Below are 15,381 nucleotides of genomic sequence, written 5' to 3'. Positions count from 1 at the left end.
GAGTTACGTACGGCCGGTGATACTGCCGGGACCGCTACGGAAGGACTCCCGTGTCACGGATACGCACCGCCCTCGGCCTGGCCCTCGCCGCCTCCGCCCTCACCCTCGGCGCGCCGCCCGCCACCGCCTCCCCCTCCTCCCCCGCGGCCGCCGGTACGGCCACGGTCGAGGAGGCGCGGCTGGAGCGGGCCGTACCGCAGGAGATCATGCGGCGCAGCGGATTCGACGCTGCGGTACGGGAGTTCCGCCGGTCCCTGGCGCGCGCCGAGACCTACCCGCAGGCCGAGCGGGCCGCCGTCCGGCATGGGTCGGCGCTGTGGCGGCGGGCGGTGGACCGGGCGCAGGGCCGCGGTCCGGCCGTCGGCGACCTCAGCCGGGACGACGACCGCCCGCTGTACTGGGCGCGGCTCGCCATGACCCGCGAACTGCGTCTGTGGCAGCCCAGGTTCGGGCTGACCGACGAGGGCCGTGCCCGTCTTCTCGACCGGCTCGAAGTGACCTCACGCGGCCAGGACTCGATGAACTTCCCGGCCGGCAAGGGCGTCCGGCGGATCGTGCTGACCGGCTTCGACCCGTTCACGCTGGACCGGGACATCCGCATCAGCAACCCGTCCGGCGCGTCCGCGCTGGCCCTGGACGGCACCTGGATCCGCACCGCGGACGGTGGACGGGCCCGGGTCGAGACGGCCGTCTTCCCGGTCCGCTGGCAGGACTTCGCCGACGGCACGGTCGAGCGCACCCTGCGGCCCGTCCTGCCGCGCGCCGACGTGTTCACGACCGTGAGCCAGGGCCGGATCGGCCGGTTCGACATCGAGCGGTTCAACGGCGCCTGGCGGGGCGGCTTCCCCGACAACGAGAACGTCGCGCGCACCGAGACCGTCCCGGTCGCCGACCCGGCCTCCCAGCCGCAGTGGACGGCGACGACCCTGCCGTACGCGCGGATCACGGCGGCGCCGACGGGCCGCTTCCCGGTGTACGACAACACCTCGGTCACCGAGATCCCGGCCGGCGGCGGCGCCCCGGTGACCCGCGCCGACGGCCCGACCGCCGGGTCCACGGCCCGCGCCGGAGGCGGCGGGAACTACCTCTCCAACGAGATCGCCTACCGGGCGACCCTGCTGCGCGACCGCATCGGCCGCCCGGAGCTGCCCGGCGGCCATGTCCACACCCCGGTCCTCCAGTTCGCCCCGGACAACACCGACCCGGCGACCGGCACGGTCACCGACCCGGAGTTCGTCCAGAACCGCCTGGACATCGTCGCCCAGGTCCGCTCGATCGTCGCGGTGGCGGCGGCCGGTCAGGGCTGACGGCGCCGGCCGTCCAGGCCGTGCGGGGTGTTGTGCACGACGGTGGAGTGGTAGGTGTTCCGGTCGCTGTGCGCCTGGAGCCGCCGCTGCTGCTCGATGAGCAGCCCCTCCACGTTCTCCGTACGGCCACTGCCGCGCCGCACCAGCGTGACGATCAGACACAGCACCCCGACGGCCAGCAGGCCGAAGAAGACACCGAGCGCGGCCATGGACGACTCCCCCCTGAGATTGGCGCGGCTGCGCCACGGCCCGGGGCATGGCGCGCCGGGCCGCATGGGGACGATGATATGACTGTGATCGTCACTGGAGCTCAGTTCACGTCCGTACGGGGCGACATCGAGGCCAACGTCCGCGCCATGGCCGCGCTCGTGCGGCAGGCGGGTGGGCGGGGGGCCCGGGTCGTGGTCTTCGCCGAACTGGCGGCGACCGGGTACGAGCCGGCCCTGATCCACCGGGATCCCTCGCTGTGGCTCACCGAGGACGACGCCCGGCTGGAGCCGGTCCGAGAGGCGTGCCGGGCCACCGGCGCCGTCGCGGTCGTCGGCGGCCCGGTGCGGACCGCGACCGGACGGCCCGCCGTGACCAGCCTCGTGATCGGCCCGGACGGCGGGCTCCTGGCCCGCTACGACAAGACGCACCTGCACGGGTGGGAGAACGAGGTCTTCGCCGCCGGCTCGGCGCCGGGCCGGTTCATCCTGGACGGCGTCCGGTTCGCGCTGGCGACCTGCTACGACAACCGCTTCCCGGAGATCGCCGAGCAGGCGGCCGCCGACGGCTGCCAGGTCTACCTGGCCAGTTCGGTGCTGAACACCGAGAACGACTCGTTCGAGAAGGTCTATCCCGTCCGGGCCCGGGACAACGGCCTCCATGTCGTCCTCGGCAACGCCGTCGGAGCGAGCGAGGAGGGAGAGTGCCGGGGCGGCAGCGCCGTCTGGGCCCCCGACGGAACGATCATCGCCGACGCGGGCACGGCCGCGCCCGGGCTCGCACTCGCCGAACTGCCGCTGTGAACACGGCACCCTTCGGCGAGCGCGGCCCGGGTCAGGCCTTGTGGAAGGAGGGAGTGGCGCCGTACGGCGCGGGCGCGGGCTCCGGCGGCTGCTGCGGCGCCTCCAGGTCCCGTACGAGCAGCGTCGCCCCGGCGACCGCGCCCGGCATCAGGAACACCGCGACGAACGGCACCAGGAAGGCCAGCGCCAGCGGCACACCGAAACCGAGGGTGAGCATGCGGCGGCCACGCAGCATGCGCAGGCGTTCCTTCAGCTCCACGCCCCGCCGCTGGAGCGCCACCGCGGTCAGCTCCTCGGCGAGGAAGAAACCGGAGACGCAGAAGCCGAGCACGGGAATGACGGTCTGTCCGATCACCGGGATGAAACCGAGGGCGAAGAGCCCGATCCCGTACAGCGCCACCCGCAGCACCACCCTGAGGCTGTCGCGCGCCGAGATCCACAGCTCGCGCCAGAGCGGCAGCCCCGACTCGGGCACCTCGCCGCCCTCGGTGCGGTCGACCTCCTCGGAGAGCGACTCGTAGAAGGGCTGGCCGACGAGGAGCGTCACGGCGGTGAACGTGATCACCGCGAGGAAGAGCCCGAAGACGAAGACCAGCGCGGTGAGGAAGCCGCGGAACATGCCCTGCCAGGGCGAGGACCAGTCGTCGGCGAACGGCGTCGCCCAGGCGGCCAGGTCGTCGGCGCCGTAACCGAGCCCGAGGAGCGCGCCCGCGTACAGCACCAGGGTGATCAGTCCGGGCAGCAGCCCGATACCGAACCACCGCCCGTGCCCGGCCACCCACCGCTGGCCCTTCATCAGATAGCCGAAACCGACCCCAAGATCACGCATGCGGCCACCCTAACCGCGGCACGGACGTGTCCTGGCCGGGCGCCCTCTTGTTGTTCCTGGATTGAGACGGTAGACCCCTCCGTACTGATCACTGACGGAGGTTGGGTACGGATGCCGCTACGGAGACCTGTTCTGATCACCACGGCCGGTGCCGCCGTCGCGGGCGCGCTGCTGATGACGCCGCTGCCCGCGACGGCCCACGAGGGCAGGCCCGGGCAGCATCCGGTACGGGAGGGCGGCGGACGCACGGCGAAGGACGCCGCGGCCGGGGCGCCCCGCGCGGCGCTGCCCCAGGCCGAGGCCCTCGCCGCCGGCCGGCTGCGCGAGAACACCGGCTACCCCCGGCGGACGGTACTGAAAGCGCCGCCGTTGAACCCGGCCGACGCCTCGGTCAAGCTGGGCCTCGCCCCGTACCACTCCCTCGCCCCGAAGCTCAACGCCCTGCAGAAGCTGGGCGACCGGGTCAGCGCGGAGGTCGCCGGCTACTCGGCGGGCGGGCACGCGCTCTATCTGGTGACGGTGACCGCGCCGGAGAGCGCCGCGCAGAGCCGTGAGCAGGAGCGGATGCGGGAGCTCATCGAGAACGCGCCCGCGGCCGCGGCCAAGGACCGGCGGGTGAAGGCCGCGTACAAGACGCCCGTCTTCATCAACAACAACATCCACGGCAACGAGTGGGAGGGCACCGACGCGGCCCTCAAGCTGATCGAGCGGCTGGCCAAGGCCAAGGACCGCAAGACCGCCGACCTGCTGGCGCGGACCCGGATCCACCTCAACATGACCGCCAACCCGGACGGCCGGATCGCCGGCACCCGGGCCAACGGCAACGGCTTCGACCTCAACCGGGACTTCATCACCGGCTCCCAGCCCGAGGCGCGCGCGATCCGGCGGATCGCGATCGACAAGCAGCCCGCCGTCATGCTCGACCTGCACGGCTACGTCAACGGCACGCTGATCGAGCCGACGACCCCGCCGCACGGCGAGAACTACGAGTACGACCTCTTCCTGAAGAACTCCTACGCCAACGCGCTCGGCATGGAGAAGGCGGTCAACGGCCTCGGGTACACGCCCGCGAAGGACGGCGTCCGGCCGGCGGTCATCCCCTTCCGCGACGAGAAGGAGGGCTGGGACGACTGGCCGCCGATCTTCACACCGCAGTACATGCCCTTCCAGGGCGCGGTGGCCGCGCACACCATCGAGTTCCCGATGGCGGTGAACAACGAGGAGTACGACACCCTGCCGGTCGTCGAGCTGCGCCGCCGGGCCTCGATCAACGTCGCCGTCGCGGGCGCCGCGATGCGGGCCACCCTCGACTACACGTACCGCAACCGCGCCTCGGTGCTCGCCGACCAGATCGAAACGTTTCGGCGCGGGGCCGCGGGCGAGGCGCAGCGGCCGGTGTCGGAGCGGACCGTGCCGGGAGTGCCGGGCATCGGGCCGGAGGACGTCTACACGACCACCTTCCCGAAGGCGTACGTCATCCCGGCCGGGCGGACACAGAGGTCGGCCACGGCCGCGGCACGGCTGGTGGACCATCTGCTGGTCAACGACGTGAAGGTGATACGGGCGGGCAAGGGCTTCCGGCTCGGCGGGCGTGCGTACGCCGCCGGCTCGTATGTCGTCGACATGCGCCAGCCCAAGCGGGGGCTGGCCAATGTGATCCTCGCCGAGGGGCGGGACATCAGCACCGACGTCTCCACGATGTACGACATCTCGGGCTGGTCGCTGGGGCTGCTGTGGGGCGCGAGCGTGGACAAGGTCACGCGCGGGCCGGTGAAGGTGCCGGGGCGCCAGGTCCTGGCGGCCGCGCCGACCGGACATGTGGCGCCCGGCGGCGACCTGCTGCTGCGCCTGGACGACCCGAAGGAGCTCACCGCGCTGAACGCGCTGCTCGCTCAGGGCGTTTCCGTGCGTGGCACCGGCAACGGCGGGGCGGTGGTCCCGGCGTCTGCGCGCGGCCGGGCGCGGGTGCTCGCCGACCGGCTCGGTGTGGTGTTCACGGCCACCCGGGAACGGGGCGTGGCGCCGCTGAAGCGGACCAGGATCGCGGCGGCGGTGTCGGCCGGTGAGCTGACCGCGCTGCGGGAGATGGGCTTCGAGACCGTGCCGGTCTCCACGGAGATCCTCAACGCGGGCTTCGACTGGGGCCGGGCGGATGTGCTGTACGTCTCCCAGGGCCTGGACCACGGGGAGTTGACGCCCGCCGCGCGGGCCGCGTTCGCCGCGAGCGGGGTGGGCGTGGTCGGACTCGGCGCCCAGGGCGCTGCGTTCAACAAGGCGGCCGGGCTGCTGAAGGTGACGGCGGTCGAGGGCAACGGCGCCGCGAACGGCGTCGTACGGGTCCGCAACGCGGGCGGCCCGGTCACCGGCGGCGCCCCCGCGCACTCCTTCGTCTACTCGCCGCTCTGGTTCACCGCCCTGGGAGCCGGAGTCCGCGCCGACCAGACGTACGGCACGGGCGCCCCGCTCGTGTCGGGCCACTGGCGCCCGGCCGAGAACGGCACGGGCGGCCCCCGGAACGCGGCGGGCCAGGCGTCGGTGGTCAGCGGCCACGCGAAGGGCGCGCCGGTGGTCCTCTTCGGCACGGAGCCCCTGTTCCGCGACCACCCGAAGGGCCTCTTCGCCCAGGTCGGACGCGCCCTGCTGGCCCGCTGAGCCGATGAGCCGATGAGCCGATGAGCCGATGAGCCGATGAAAGGAACGAGGCCCGCACCCCGGTCGGTCGGGGTGCGGGCCTCGGTCCGGTCCGGGGCTCAGATCGGCGAGTGAGCCGAGCCCTCAAAACATCAGACCGCGAGCTCGACCGTGATGTTGCCGCGGGTCGCCTTGGAGTACGGGCAGACCTGGTGGGCCTTCTCGATCAGGCTCTTGGCCGTCTCGACGTCCACGTTCGGGATCGTCGCCGAGATCTTGACGATGAGGCCGAAGCCGTCGTCGTTCTTGCCGATGCCGACCTCGGCGGTGACCGTCGAGCCGGAGATGTCGGCGTTCTCGTTGCGGGCGACGACCCCGAGCGCACCCTGGAAGCAGGCGCTGTAGCCGGCGGCGAAGAGCTGCTCGGGGTTGGTGCCCGCGCCGGAGCCGCCCATCGCCTTCGGCGGGTTGACGACGACGTCGAGCTGGCCGTCGTCCGTGGCGACCCGGCCGTCGCGGCCGTTCTCCGCGGTGGCGACAGCGGTGTACAGGACCTCGGAGTGCTGGATGGACATCTGCTCTTCCTTCTCTGGTTCGCCGCGACTCGCGCCCACGATCGCGACGGCTGGGGACGAGACTAGCTGGTCGCCGAAACGATCATCTTCCCGGTGTTGTCCCCGCGGAGCAGACCGAGGAAGGCGTCCACGCCGTTCTCGATGCCCTCGACGAAGGTCTCGCGGTACTTCAGCTCGCCGGAGCGCAGCCAGCCGCCGACCTCCTTGACGAACTGCGGCTGGAGGCCGTAGTGGTCGCCCACGAGGACGCCCTTGAGCTGCAGCCGCTTGCCGATGATCATGGCCATGTTGCGCGGGCCGGGGGTCGGCTCGGTGTCGTTGTAGCCGGCGATCATGCCGCAGATGGTGGCGCGGCCGTGCACGTTGAGCGAGGAGATCGCGGCTTCGAGGTGGTCGCCGCCGACGTTGTCGAAGTAGACGTCGATGCCGTCGGGGGCGGCCGCGCGCAGCTGGTCGCGGACGGGGCCGTTCTTGTAGTTGAAGGCGGCGTCGAAGCCGAGCTCGTCGACGAGGTAGGCGACCTTCTCGTCGGAGCCGGCCGAGCCGATCACCCGGGAGGCGCCGCGGAGCTTCGCCATCTGGCCGACCTGGCTGCCGACGGCGCCGGCCGCGCCGGAGACGAAGACGGCGTCGCCCTCCTTGAAGGAGGCGGTCTCGAAGAGGCCGGCGTAGGCGGTCAGGCCGGTCATGCCGAGGACGCCGAGGTAGGCCGAGAGCGGGGCGAGCTCGGGGTCGACCTTGGTGGCGTGCTGGGCCGGGACGTCGGCGTACTCGCGCCAGCCGAGGCCGTGCAGGACGTGGTCGCCGACCGCGAAGCCCTCGGCGTTCGAGGCGACGATCACGCCGACGGCGCCGCCGTCCATCGGGTGGTCGAGCTTGAACGGCGGGATGTAGGACTTCACGTCGTTCATCCGGCCGCGCATGTACGGGTCGACCGAGAAGTGCAGGTTGCGGACGAGGACGCGGCCCTCGGCCGGGGCGCTGACAGGGGCCTCGCGCAGGGCGAAGTCCTCCTGCGTGGGCCAGCCGTGCGGGCGGGCGGTCAGGTGCCATTCACGGCTAAACGCGGGAAGTGCGGACATTGGGCGGGCCTCCTAAAAAAGCTTCACTACCTGAAACAACCATGCGCCTGGATATTTCATGTTGTCAAGTATCTGGGTACGATGATGCCCATGGCCGCCCCACACACAGACCCCCTGACCACCGAAGTCGTGGAACTCATCGGCTCGGTCGTGGCCCGCTACTACGAGGAGTACGAGCAGGCCGCCGCCGAGCACGCGCTGACCGGCGCCCAGGCACGGGTTCTCGGACTGCTCGCCCTGGAGCCGGTCCCCATGCGCAAGATCGCCCAGAAGCTGAAGTGCGAACCGTCGAACGTCACCGGCATCGTCGACCGCCTCGAAACCCGGGGCATGGTCGAGCGCCGCCCGGACCCGGCCGACCGCCGGGTCAAACTGGCGGCCGCCACCGACGACGGCCGGCGCACCGCCCGCGAGCTGCGCGAGTCCCTCCGCTTCGCCCGCGAACCGCTCGCCCAGCTCTCCGAGGAGGAGCGGACCGTCCTGCGCGATCTGCTGCGCCGCATGCTCGGCGCGGACAGCACGGACACACCCGGGCGGTAGCGGCTACACGCACCACCACAGGAACCGCGTACACGTCTCCGACGGGGTGGGCTCCGGCTCCTGCGGCGGGGGCGGCGGATCCTGGCCGGGCGGCGGCTGCTGGCCCGGAGGCGTGGCGGTGGGCCGCTCGCCGGGCGAGCCGCTCGGGCGCGGGGCGGAGGCGGACGGCGTCCGGGGCGGACCGGCCGTGGGACCGGACGTACCGCTGCCCGCGCCGGGCACGCCCCCGGCGCCCGCTCCCGCGTCCGTACCCGTACCGTCACCGGAGCCGCTGCCCGTACCTGTACCGGAGCCCGTGCCGGTCCCCGAGCTGTCGCCGTCGCCTGGGCCCGTGGACTTACCCGGGCCGCGGTACGTCGACGAAGGCCGCGGGGCGGGCGAGGTCGCCGAGGCGGGCCGGTCCACCGGGCTCGGCCCCTGCGGCGGCTCGGTCACCCCCTCCGACGGCTCGGCCGGCAGCTCCGTCTCGACCACGTCATCCTGGCGCACCGACGTCGCGGGGCCGTCCTCGCCCGGCTGTTCCATGGCCAGCTCGGTCAGGCTCAGGGCGCCGGCCGCCATCAGCAGGCCGACCGTACCGATCAGCACTTTGCGGCCGCGGCGGCGCCGGGCCCGGCGGGGACGCGCGGGCCCGCGGCGCGTCGCGGCGCGCCGGGCGGAGCGGCCGCCGTCGCTCGTCCGCTCGGCGGGACGCTCGACCGGATCCAGCTCGAAGACCGGGCCGTAAGGCTCCTCGGGCCCCTCCTCGGGCCCGGGACCGTGGCCGCTCTCCGCCGCCGGACCGGGCTCGGGCATGCGCACGGGCTCGGGCGCCCGGGCGGCGCTGGGGGCGTGGTACCGCAGCTCCTCCACGGGGGTGCCGCACCCGGCACAGGCCAGGGCGCCGTTGAGATGCCGCCGGCACTGAAGGCAGTAATCCATGGCGCCCGCAGATTATGTGGCCCCGGGACACCTGAGGTAGCCGTGACTGTGTGGATCCTGTGTGGACTCCGCTGTGTCACGGCGCGCCCACTCGCCGACACGGCACCCGGGCAGGATGGCCGTCATGAATCCCGCCAAAGGGGCCGCCGCGCCCTTCGGACCGCTCGACTTCCAGCTCGTACTGCTGCGCCGCATGGCCGATCACCAGCCGGGTCTCGTCGAGGACGCCCGCCGCGAACTGGGCGCCTCCCTGACCGAGATGCGCGAGGCCAACCGCCGCTGGCAGGCCATGTCCCGCGCCCCGCGCGGCCGCGGCGCGCTCGCCCGCTACCGCGCCGTCCTCGGCGAACCCGAGACCCGCGCCCGCCGCCGGATCGGCGACCTGGAGTGCGACGCGCTGCTGTGGCCCGTACCGCTCTGGCCGGACCTGCGGTTCGAGGTACTGGCCGGGCCCGGCGGCGCCGTATGGAACGAATGGCTGGTCAGAGCCCCCGGGGCGGCCGGACCCGCACTGCGCTCGGCCGCGGACCTGCGACCCTGGTCGTGCACCGTCGACGAGGTCGCGCGGGCGTTCGCGCCCGCCCGGCCGATGGAGGGCAGCGCCCCCACCCGCTGGCGCCTCGCGTTCACCACCCCCGACGGGGTGGACCGGGTCGCGGAGTTCACCTGGGGCCTGCTGCAGCGACTGCTCTGAATGGCCGTCAGCAAAGCACCTCCCCCACCCCGACCGGCGCAGCCCAGCGCGCGCACCGGGCCGTGCGAACGGACGATGCGAACATCTACCGTTCCCGGGAGGTTCGCCGTGTCAGTCAGCCTGGAGCAGCTGCGCCGTTGCCATGTCGCCGTCGACCTCGGGGCCGCGCGCACCCGTGTCTTCGTCAAGGGGGCCGGGCTCGTCGTGGACGAGCCGAGCGTCGCGGCCGTGAACACCCGCACCGGTGCGCTCATCGCCGTCGGCACCCTCGCCGAGAAGATGACCGGCCGGACCCCCGGCTACATCCGGGTCGTACGGCCCGTCTCCGGCGGGTCGGTCGTCGACATCGAGATGGCCCAGCGGATGCTGCGCCACCTCCTCGGCGAGAAGCTCCGCCGCCAGCTGCGCCGCAAGCCCCGGCTGCGGGCCGCGGCCTGCACCCCCCACGAAGCCGACCCGCTCGCCCAGCGCGCCACCATCGAGACCCTGGTCGGGCTCGGGGCGCGCCGGGTCGAACTGGTCGACACCCTGATCGCGGCGGCCGTCGGCTGCGGACTCCCGGTCGAGCAGCCGACCGCCACCATGATCATGGTGTGCGGGGCGGCCACCACACAGGTCGCCGTCCTCTCGCTCGGCTCGATCGTCACCGCCGAACGGATCCCGGTAGGCGGCGACGCCATCGACCACGCCGTCATCCAGCACCTGCGCCACCAGCACGAACTGATGCTGCCCAGCCAGTCCGTCCGGCCCCTGCAGCTGGCCCTCAGCGGCAACGGCCTCACCGTCCAGGGCCCGGAGTCGACCGAGATCCACGGCCGGGACGTGGCCACGGGCCTGGCCCGTTCGGTCCGGGTGGACACCGCCGCCGTACGGGACGCCATCCACACCCCGCTCACCGCCGTGCTCGACGGCATCGGCAAGATCCTGCGGGACTGCCCGCCGGACCTGGTGGCCGACCTCGCCGACAGCGGCATCATGATGGTCGGCGGCAGCGCCCTGCTGCCCGGCCTCGACCACATGCTGCGCGAGGCGACGAAGATGCCGGTCGCCATCGCGGAACGGCCCGACATCTGCGCCGTGCTCGGACTCGGCGCAATGCTGGAGGGCCGGATCCAGCCGCTGGTCCTGGACCCCGTGGCCGCCTCCGTGCCCGAATGACCCCCGGCGCCCCCCGGCGTACGCATGTCCCTGGAACCGGAGCACGCCGCTCCCCGCCTCCCGCAGCTCCTGGAGGCGGTCCTCGGCGTCGGCAGCGAGCTGGAGCTGCGGGCCACCCTCCAGCACCTGGTGGACTCCGCGACCGAACTGACCGGGGCGCGGTACGGCGCGCTCGGGGTGATCGACCCCGAGCGCGGCCGGATCACCGAGCTGTTCACCACCGGACTGACCGAGGCCGAACGGCGCCGCATCGGACGGCTCCCCGACGGGCGCCACGGGGTGATCGGCGCGCTCGTACGGGACCCGCGGCCGCTGCGGCTCGACGATCTGACCACCGATCCGCGCTCCTGCGGGATGCCCGAGGGCCACCCGGCGATGCGGTCCTTCCTCGGCGTGCCGATCCTGGTCCACACCGAGGTCTTCGGCAATCTCTACCTCACGGAGAAACGATCCGGCTCCTTCACCGACGAAGACCTCGCCCTGCTGCGGGTGCTCGCCTCCCAGGCCGGGATCGCCATCGGCAACTCCCGCCTCTACGAGACCGCCCGGCAGCGCGAACGCTGGATCGAGGGCGCGGCCGCGGTGACGACGGCGCTGCTCACGGGCGAGTCCGCGGCCGACGCGCTGATGACCGTGGCCGAGCGGGCCCGGCTGCTCGCGGACGCCTCGGCCGGGGTGGTCCTCCAGCCTACCGCCGCGGGCGGTATGGAGATCGTCGCCGCGTCCACCCACGACGACCCGGGCGACCTGATCGGCACGACCATCGCGCCCGGCTCCCCCGTCCTGGTCCAACTGCTCGGCGGAGAGCCCGTGTTCGTCGAGGACTCGGCGACCGACCCCAGGATGACGACCTCGGTACGGTCCCGGTTCGGGCCCTCGATGATGCTGCCGCTGCAGAGCGGCGGGAAGCTCATCGGCACCCTCGCCCTGCCGCGGCGCCGCGGCGGACCGCCGTACACGGCCGTGGAGCGGCTGCTGGCCTCGCAGTTCGCCTCCCAGGCCGCGCTGGCGCTCGTCCTCGCCGACGCCCAGCACGACCGTGAGCGGCTCGCGGTCTTCGAGGACCGCGACCGGATCGCCCGCGACCTGCACGACCTCGTCGTGCAGCGGCTGTTCGCCACCGAGATGATGCTGGAGTCGACGCGCCGCCGGGCGGCGGCCGCCTCCGAGGAGTCCACCATGCTCGGCCGGGCCGTCGACGAACTCGACTCCACCATCCAGGAGGTCCGCACAGCGATCTTCGCCCTCCAGCAGCCGCCCGCCGACGTGCCGGCCTCCTTCCGGGGCCGGGTCCTGCGCGAGACGGGCGGCGCGGCGGCCCTCCTCGGCTTCCAGCCGTCCGTCCACTTCGGCGGGGCGGTGGACACCCTCGTCCCGGATCCGGTGGCGGACCAGCTGCTGGCGGCCCTGCGGGGCGCGCTGGCGGCGGCGCACCGCAGGGCCGGGGTGTCGAGGGTCGGCGTGGAGGTCACGGCGGCGGACGAGGTCACGCTGAGCGTCACGGACGACGGGGAAGGCGGTACGACCGGCACGTGGTCGTGGGAGCTGCCGGGGCGTTGACCGCCGGACGCGCGCATCCGACGTCCGTCATCTGTCGGTTGCCGTCTGCCAGTCGTCATCTGTCAGTCGTCATCCGTCTTCCGTGCCGCCGCCGTGCTTCCCGTACCAGCGGATCACCAGGCGGCCGAAGCGGCGGAGTTACGCACGAGTACGCGTGTAGTGGGGAGAATGCTGAGGCTTGTGAGTCCGGAAGAACAGCCCCGTGCGGCAGGCTCTGCCGCGATGTGAGGAGGACGAAGGGTGAGCTCCCTCTTCCCGGCCCTGACCGCCCGGTCGGACCGGCCCGCCGTGCGCTTCGGCGACCGTGCGCTGACGTACGACGGTCTCGCCTCGGCGGCCGGCGCGCTGGCCGCCCGGATCGACGGGGCGGGGCGGGTCGCCGTCTGGGCCACGCCGACGCTGGAGACCGCGGTCGCGGTGGTCGCCGCGCTGCTGGCCGGGGTCCCGGCCGTACCGCTCAATCCACGGACCGGGGAACGGGAGCTCGCGCACATCCTCGACGACAGCGCCCCCGCGCTGGTCCTCGCGGCGCCGGGTGACGCGCTGCCGGCCGGTCTCGCCGGGCCGGAGCGGCTGGACGTGGACGTGACGGCGGTCCATCGCGTGCCGCTGCCGCCGGAGCCGGGCCCGGAGGAGCCGGCGCTGATCGTGTACACCTCGGGCACGACCGGCCCGCCCAAGGGCACGGTCCTGCCCCGCCGGGCCGTCGCCGCCTCGCTGGACGCGCTGGAGGAGGCGTGGGCGTGGACCGCCGACGACGTGCTGGTGCACGCGCTGCCGCTGTTCCATGTGCACGGTCTGATCCTGGGTGTCCTCGGGCCGCTGCGGCGCGGCGGGGAGGTGCGCCATCTGGGCCGGTTCACCACCGAGGGCGTGGCGCGGGAGCTCGGCGCCGGCGGCACGATGCTGTTCGGGGTGCCGACGATGTACCACCGCATCGCCGAGGCCCTCGCCGACGACGCCGGCCTGGTGGCGGCCCTGGCCGGGGCGCGGCTGCTCGTGTCGGGTTCGGCGGCCCTGCCGGTCCATGACCATGAGCGGATCGGGGCGGCGACCGGGCGGCGGGTGATCGAGCGGTACGGCATGACCGAGACGTTGATGAACACCTCCATCCGGGTCGACGGGGAGCCCCGCCCTGGTTCGGTGGGGCTGCCGTTGCCGGGGGTGGAGCTGCGGCTCGTGGAGGAGGACGGTTCGGTGATCGAGGCGTACGACGGGGAGACGGTCGGCGAGATCCAGGTGCGGGGGCCGAATCTGTTCACCGGCTATCTGAACCGGCCGGAGGCGACGGCGGCGGCGTTCGACGGGGACTGGTTCCGCACGGGCGACATGGCGGTCCGGGACCCGGACGGGTACGTACGGATCGTGGGCCGTAAGGCGACGGATCTGATCAAGAGCGGCGGGTACAAGATCGGCGCGGGCGAGATCGAGAACGCGCTCCTTGACCACCCTGGGGTGCGGGAGGCCGCTGTGACGGGTGAGCCGGATCCGGATCTCGGTGAGCGGATCGTGGCCTGGGTGGTGGCGGCGGATCCGGCGGAGCCGCCGGCGGGGCAGGAGTTGGTGGACCATGTGTCCGGTCAGCTGGCGCCGCACAAGCGGCCGCGGGTGGTGCGGTTCCTGGAGTCGCTGCCCCGCAACGACATGGGCAAGGTCATGAAGAAGGCCCTCCATGGCTGAGCGGCTGAGCGCGCGGGAGGCGATCGCCCTCCTGACGGACGACTTCACGGACGATGTGACGGTCGAGGTGACGGGCGAGGTGACGGTCGAGGTGACGGGCGACGGCACCAGCGACGGCCCGGCGGACGGGCCGCTCGGCTGGGAGGGGTACGACGCCTCGCACGCCCTGGCCGCCGCCCGTACCGGCGAGTCGGAGTCGGTCGTCCACGGTACGGCGGTGGTCGACGGGCAGCGATGTGTGCTGGTGGCCTTCGAGTTCGGGTTCCTGGGCGGGTCGTTGGGGCGCCGTACGGGTGACCGGCTGGTCGCCGCGTACCGCAGGGCCAGGGAGTGCCGTCTTCCGCTGGTGTCGCTGGTCGCGACGGGCGGCAGCCGGATGCAGGAGGGCATGGTCGCCCTCACCCAGCTCCAGCGCGTGGCCGCCGAGACGGTGGCGTTGCGGGAGGCGGCGGTCCCGCATGTGGCGGTCCTGCGTGACCCGGCGACGGGCGGGGGTTGGGCCACGGTCGGTGCGGGCGCCGATGTGGTGCTGGCCCTGCCGTCGGCGCAGATCGGGTTCGCCGGCTCGCGGGTGCGCCCGCCGGACGCCGATCCGGCGGCGTACACGGCCGAGGGGCAGTGGGCCGCGGGCCATGTGGACACGCTCGTCCCCGGGCTGGAGCTGCGGGCGGCCGTGGGCCGGTGGCTGCGGCTGCTGACGGGCGGTGGTCCCCGCCTGGCGGCGGCTCCCGTCGGCCCGCCGCCCGCGCTCGCCGAGGTGTCGGCCCCGGCCACCGGGTGGGAGGCCGTCGCCCTGGCCCGGGCGCCTGAGAGGCCTCGCGCGGGGGCGTATCTGGACGCGTACGTGGAGGGGCGGGCGGAGATCCGGGGTGACCGCTGCGGCGGTGTGGATCCGGGGATGCGGTGCGGGTTCGGGTGGTACGAGGGGCGGGTGGTGGCGTACGCCGCGCAGGGCGGGACGCCGACCCGGCCGGCCGGTTACCGCACCGCGGCCCGGCTGGTGCGGCTCGCGGACCGGCTCGGGATACCGGTCCTGACGCTCGTGGACACGCCGGGCGCGGCCAACGACGCCGAGGCGGAGCGGGCGGGGGCGGGGCCGGCGATCGCGGAAGTGTTCGCCGCGATCGCGGCGGCGAGGGTGCCGGTCACGTCGCTGCTGATCGGCGAGGGCGGGTCGGGCGGGGCGTTGGCGCTGGCCGCCGCGGGCAACACGTGGGCCACGCCGGACAGTTATTTTTCGGTGATCGCCCCGGAGCTGGCCGCGGCGATCCTCAAGCGGCCGCCGGAGCAGGCGCCGGCCACGGCCGACCAGCTGCGGTTGCGCCCGCAGGATCTGGTGGAGCTGGGTGTGGTGCGCGGGATCGTGCCGCGGAGGGCGTAGCCGTTGGCTTGGA

Annotated in this window: 14 protein-coding genes; 9 read left to right on the top strand and 5 right to left on the bottom strand. The window is 73.5% G+C overall.

Annotated features, from left to right (window positions below; genetic code table 11):
* Positions 1–50: 50 nt before the first annotated feature.
* A complete protein-coding gene (locus IEZ01_RS23745; protein WP_189203656.1) occupies positions 51–1,307 on the top strand; it encodes a pyroglutamyl-peptidase I in 1,257 nt (418 codons plus the stop codon).
* Here the strand turns inward: IEZ01_RS23745 and IEZ01_RS23740 are convergent.
* On the bottom strand, positions 1,298–1,516 hold the full coding sequence (locus IEZ01_RS23740; RefSeq protein ID WP_019886051.1) for a hypothetical protein: 219 nt from the start codon (positions 1,514–1,516) through the stop codon (positions 1,298–1,300). The genes IEZ01_RS23745 and IEZ01_RS23740 overlap by 10 nt on opposite strands.
* An 84-nt stretch (positions 1,517–1,600) precedes the next feature.
* On the opposite strand from IEZ01_RS23740, the gene IEZ01_RS23735 reads away from it, so the two are divergent.
* Entirely contained in the window at positions 1,601–2,317 is a 717-nt protein-coding gene (locus tag IEZ01_RS23735; RefSeq protein WP_189203654.1) for a carbon-nitrogen hydrolase family protein, read from the top strand.
* A 31-nt stretch (positions 2,318–2,348) separates the two neighbouring features.
* Here IEZ01_RS23735 and IEZ01_RS23730 read toward each other — a convergent pair whose 3' ends face one another.
* Complete coding sequence (locus IEZ01_RS23730) at positions 2,349–3,146, bottom strand: EI24 domain-containing protein (protein ID WP_189203652.1); 798 nt, start codon at positions 3,144–3,146, stop codon at positions 2,349–2,351.
* A gap of 111 nt (positions 3,147–3,257) precedes the next feature.
* Here IEZ01_RS23730 and IEZ01_RS23725 point away from each other — a divergent pair, with 111 nt between their 5' ends.
* Positions 3,258–5,798 carry a M14 family zinc carboxypeptidase gene (locus IEZ01_RS23725; RefSeq protein WP_189203651.1) on the top strand — a complete coding sequence of 847 codons (2,541 nt, stop codon included), beginning with the start codon at positions 3,258–3,260 and terminating at the stop codon, positions 5,796–5,798.
* Between the two features lie 131 nt (positions 5,799–5,929).
* Here the strand turns inward: IEZ01_RS23725 and IEZ01_RS23720 are convergent, their stop codons facing one another.
* Together IEZ01_RS23720 and IEZ01_RS23715 are read right to left on the bottom strand one after the other, a co-directional pair.
* Positions 5,930–6,352, bottom strand: coding sequence for an organic hydroperoxide resistance protein (locus IEZ01_RS23720; RefSeq protein ID WP_019886056.1), 423 nt, complete (start codon positions 6,350–6,352; stop codon positions 5,930–5,932).
* 62 nt (positions 6,353–6,414) lie between these two features.
* Positions 6,415–7,434 carry an NADP-dependent oxidoreductase gene (locus IEZ01_RS23715; RefSeq protein WP_189203650.1) on the bottom strand — a complete coding sequence of 340 codons (1,020 nt, stop codon included), beginning with the start codon at positions 7,432–7,434 and terminating at the stop codon, positions 6,415–6,417.
* A gap of 90 nt (positions 7,435–7,524) precedes the next feature.
* Here IEZ01_RS23715 and IEZ01_RS23710 point away from each other — a divergent pair, with 90 nt between their 5' ends.
* Positions 7,525–7,974, top strand: a complete 450-nt coding sequence (locus IEZ01_RS23710; protein WP_019886058.1) for a MarR family winged helix-turn-helix transcriptional regulator — start codon at positions 7,525–7,527, stop codon at positions 7,972–7,974.
* Positions 7,975–7,977: 3 nt separating this feature from the next.
* Here the strand turns inward: IEZ01_RS23710 and IEZ01_RS23705 are convergent, their stop codons facing one another.
* The gene (locus IEZ01_RS23705) at positions 7,978–8,895 is read right to left on the bottom strand and encodes an SCO2400 family protein (RefSeq protein ID WP_189203648.1); all 918 of its coding nucleotides are present in this window, start codon (positions 8,893–8,895) and stop codon (positions 7,978–7,980) included.
* 124 nt (positions 8,896–9,019) lie between these two features.
* Between IEZ01_RS23705 and IEZ01_RS23700 the strand changes: the two genes are divergently transcribed.
* The 5 genes from IEZ01_RS23700 to IEZ01_RS23680 all read left to right on the top strand — a co-directional run bounded on the left by IEZ01_RS23700 (position 9,020) and on the right by IEZ01_RS23680 (position 15,368).
* Complete coding sequence (locus tag IEZ01_RS23700; RefSeq protein WP_189203646.1) at positions 9,020–9,589, top strand: hypothetical protein; 570 nt, start codon at positions 9,020–9,022, stop codon at positions 9,587–9,589.
* A 108-nt stretch (positions 9,590–9,697) separates the two neighbouring features.
* Positions 9,698–10,747 (top strand): rod shape-determining protein, encoded by a 1,050-nt coding sequence (locus IEZ01_RS23695; RefSeq protein WP_019886062.1) that lies wholly within the window; start codon positions 9,698–9,700, stop codon positions 10,745–10,747.
* 24 nt (positions 10,748–10,771) lie between these two features.
* Positions 10,772–12,307: a GAF domain-containing protein gene (locus IEZ01_RS23690; RefSeq protein WP_189203644.1), complete on the top strand. Its 1,536-nt coding sequence runs from the start codon at positions 10,772–10,774 to the stop codon at positions 12,305–12,307.
* Positions 12,308–12,547: 240 nt separating this feature from the next.
* Positions 12,548–13,987 (top strand): acyl-CoA synthetase, encoded by a 1,440-nt coding sequence (locus tag IEZ01_RS23685; RefSeq protein ID WP_189203642.1) that lies wholly within the window; start codon positions 12,548–12,550, stop codon positions 13,985–13,987.
* On the top strand, positions 13,980–15,368 hold the full coding sequence (locus IEZ01_RS23680) for a carboxyl transferase domain-containing protein (RefSeq protein ID WP_189203640.1): 1,389 nt from the start codon (positions 13,980–13,982) through the stop codon (positions 15,366–15,368). Before IEZ01_RS23685 ends, IEZ01_RS23680 begins: the two co-directional genes overlap by 8 nt.
* Positions 15,369–15,381 lie beyond the last annotated feature (13 nt).

The organism is Streptomyces purpureus (assembly GCF_014648195.1).
Classification (GTDB): domain Bacteria; phylum Actinomycetota; class Actinomycetes; order Streptomycetales; family Streptomycetaceae; genus Streptomyces; species Streptomyces purpureus.
This window is presented reverse-complemented; position numbering and strand designations above follow the sequence as displayed.

Coding starts and splice junctions, on each gene's coding strand:
- IEZ01_RS23740 (WP_019886051.1), bottom strand. CDS start 1,516: ATGGCCGCGCTCGGTGTCTTCTTCGGCCTGCTGGCCGTCGGGGTGCTG.
- IEZ01_RS23730 (WP_189203652.1), bottom strand. CDS start 3,146: ATGCGTGATCTTGGGGTCGGTTTCGGCTATCTGATGAAGGGCCAGCGG.
- IEZ01_RS23725 (WP_189203651.1), top strand. CDS start 3,258: ATGCCGCTACGGAGACCTGTTCTGATCACCACGGCCGGTGCCGCCGTC.
- IEZ01_RS23720 (WP_019886056.1), bottom strand. CDS start 6,352: ATGTCCATCCAGCACTCCGAGGTCCTGTACACCGCTGTCGCCACCGCG.
- IEZ01_RS23715 (WP_189203650.1), bottom strand. CDS start 7,434: ATGTCCGCACTTCCCGCGTTTAGCCGTGAATGGCACCTGACCGCCCGC.
- IEZ01_RS23710 (WP_019886058.1), top strand. CDS start 7,525: ATGGCCGCCCCACACACAGACCCCCTGACCACCGAAGTCGTGGAACTC.
- IEZ01_RS23705 (WP_189203648.1), bottom strand. CDS start 8,895: ATGGATTACTGCCTTCAGTGCCGGCGGCATCTCAACGGCGCCCTGGCC.
- IEZ01_RS23700 (WP_189203646.1), top strand. CDS start 9,020: ATGAATCCCGCCAAAGGGGCCGCCGCGCCCTTCGGACCGCTCGACTTC.
- IEZ01_RS23690 (WP_189203644.1), top strand. CDS start 10,772: ATGTCCCTGGAACCGGAGCACGCCGCTCCCCGCCTCCCGCAGCTCCTG.
- IEZ01_RS23680 (WP_189203640.1), top strand. CDS start 13,980: ATGGCTGAGCGGCTGAGCGCGCGGGAGGCGATCGCCCTCCTGACGGAC.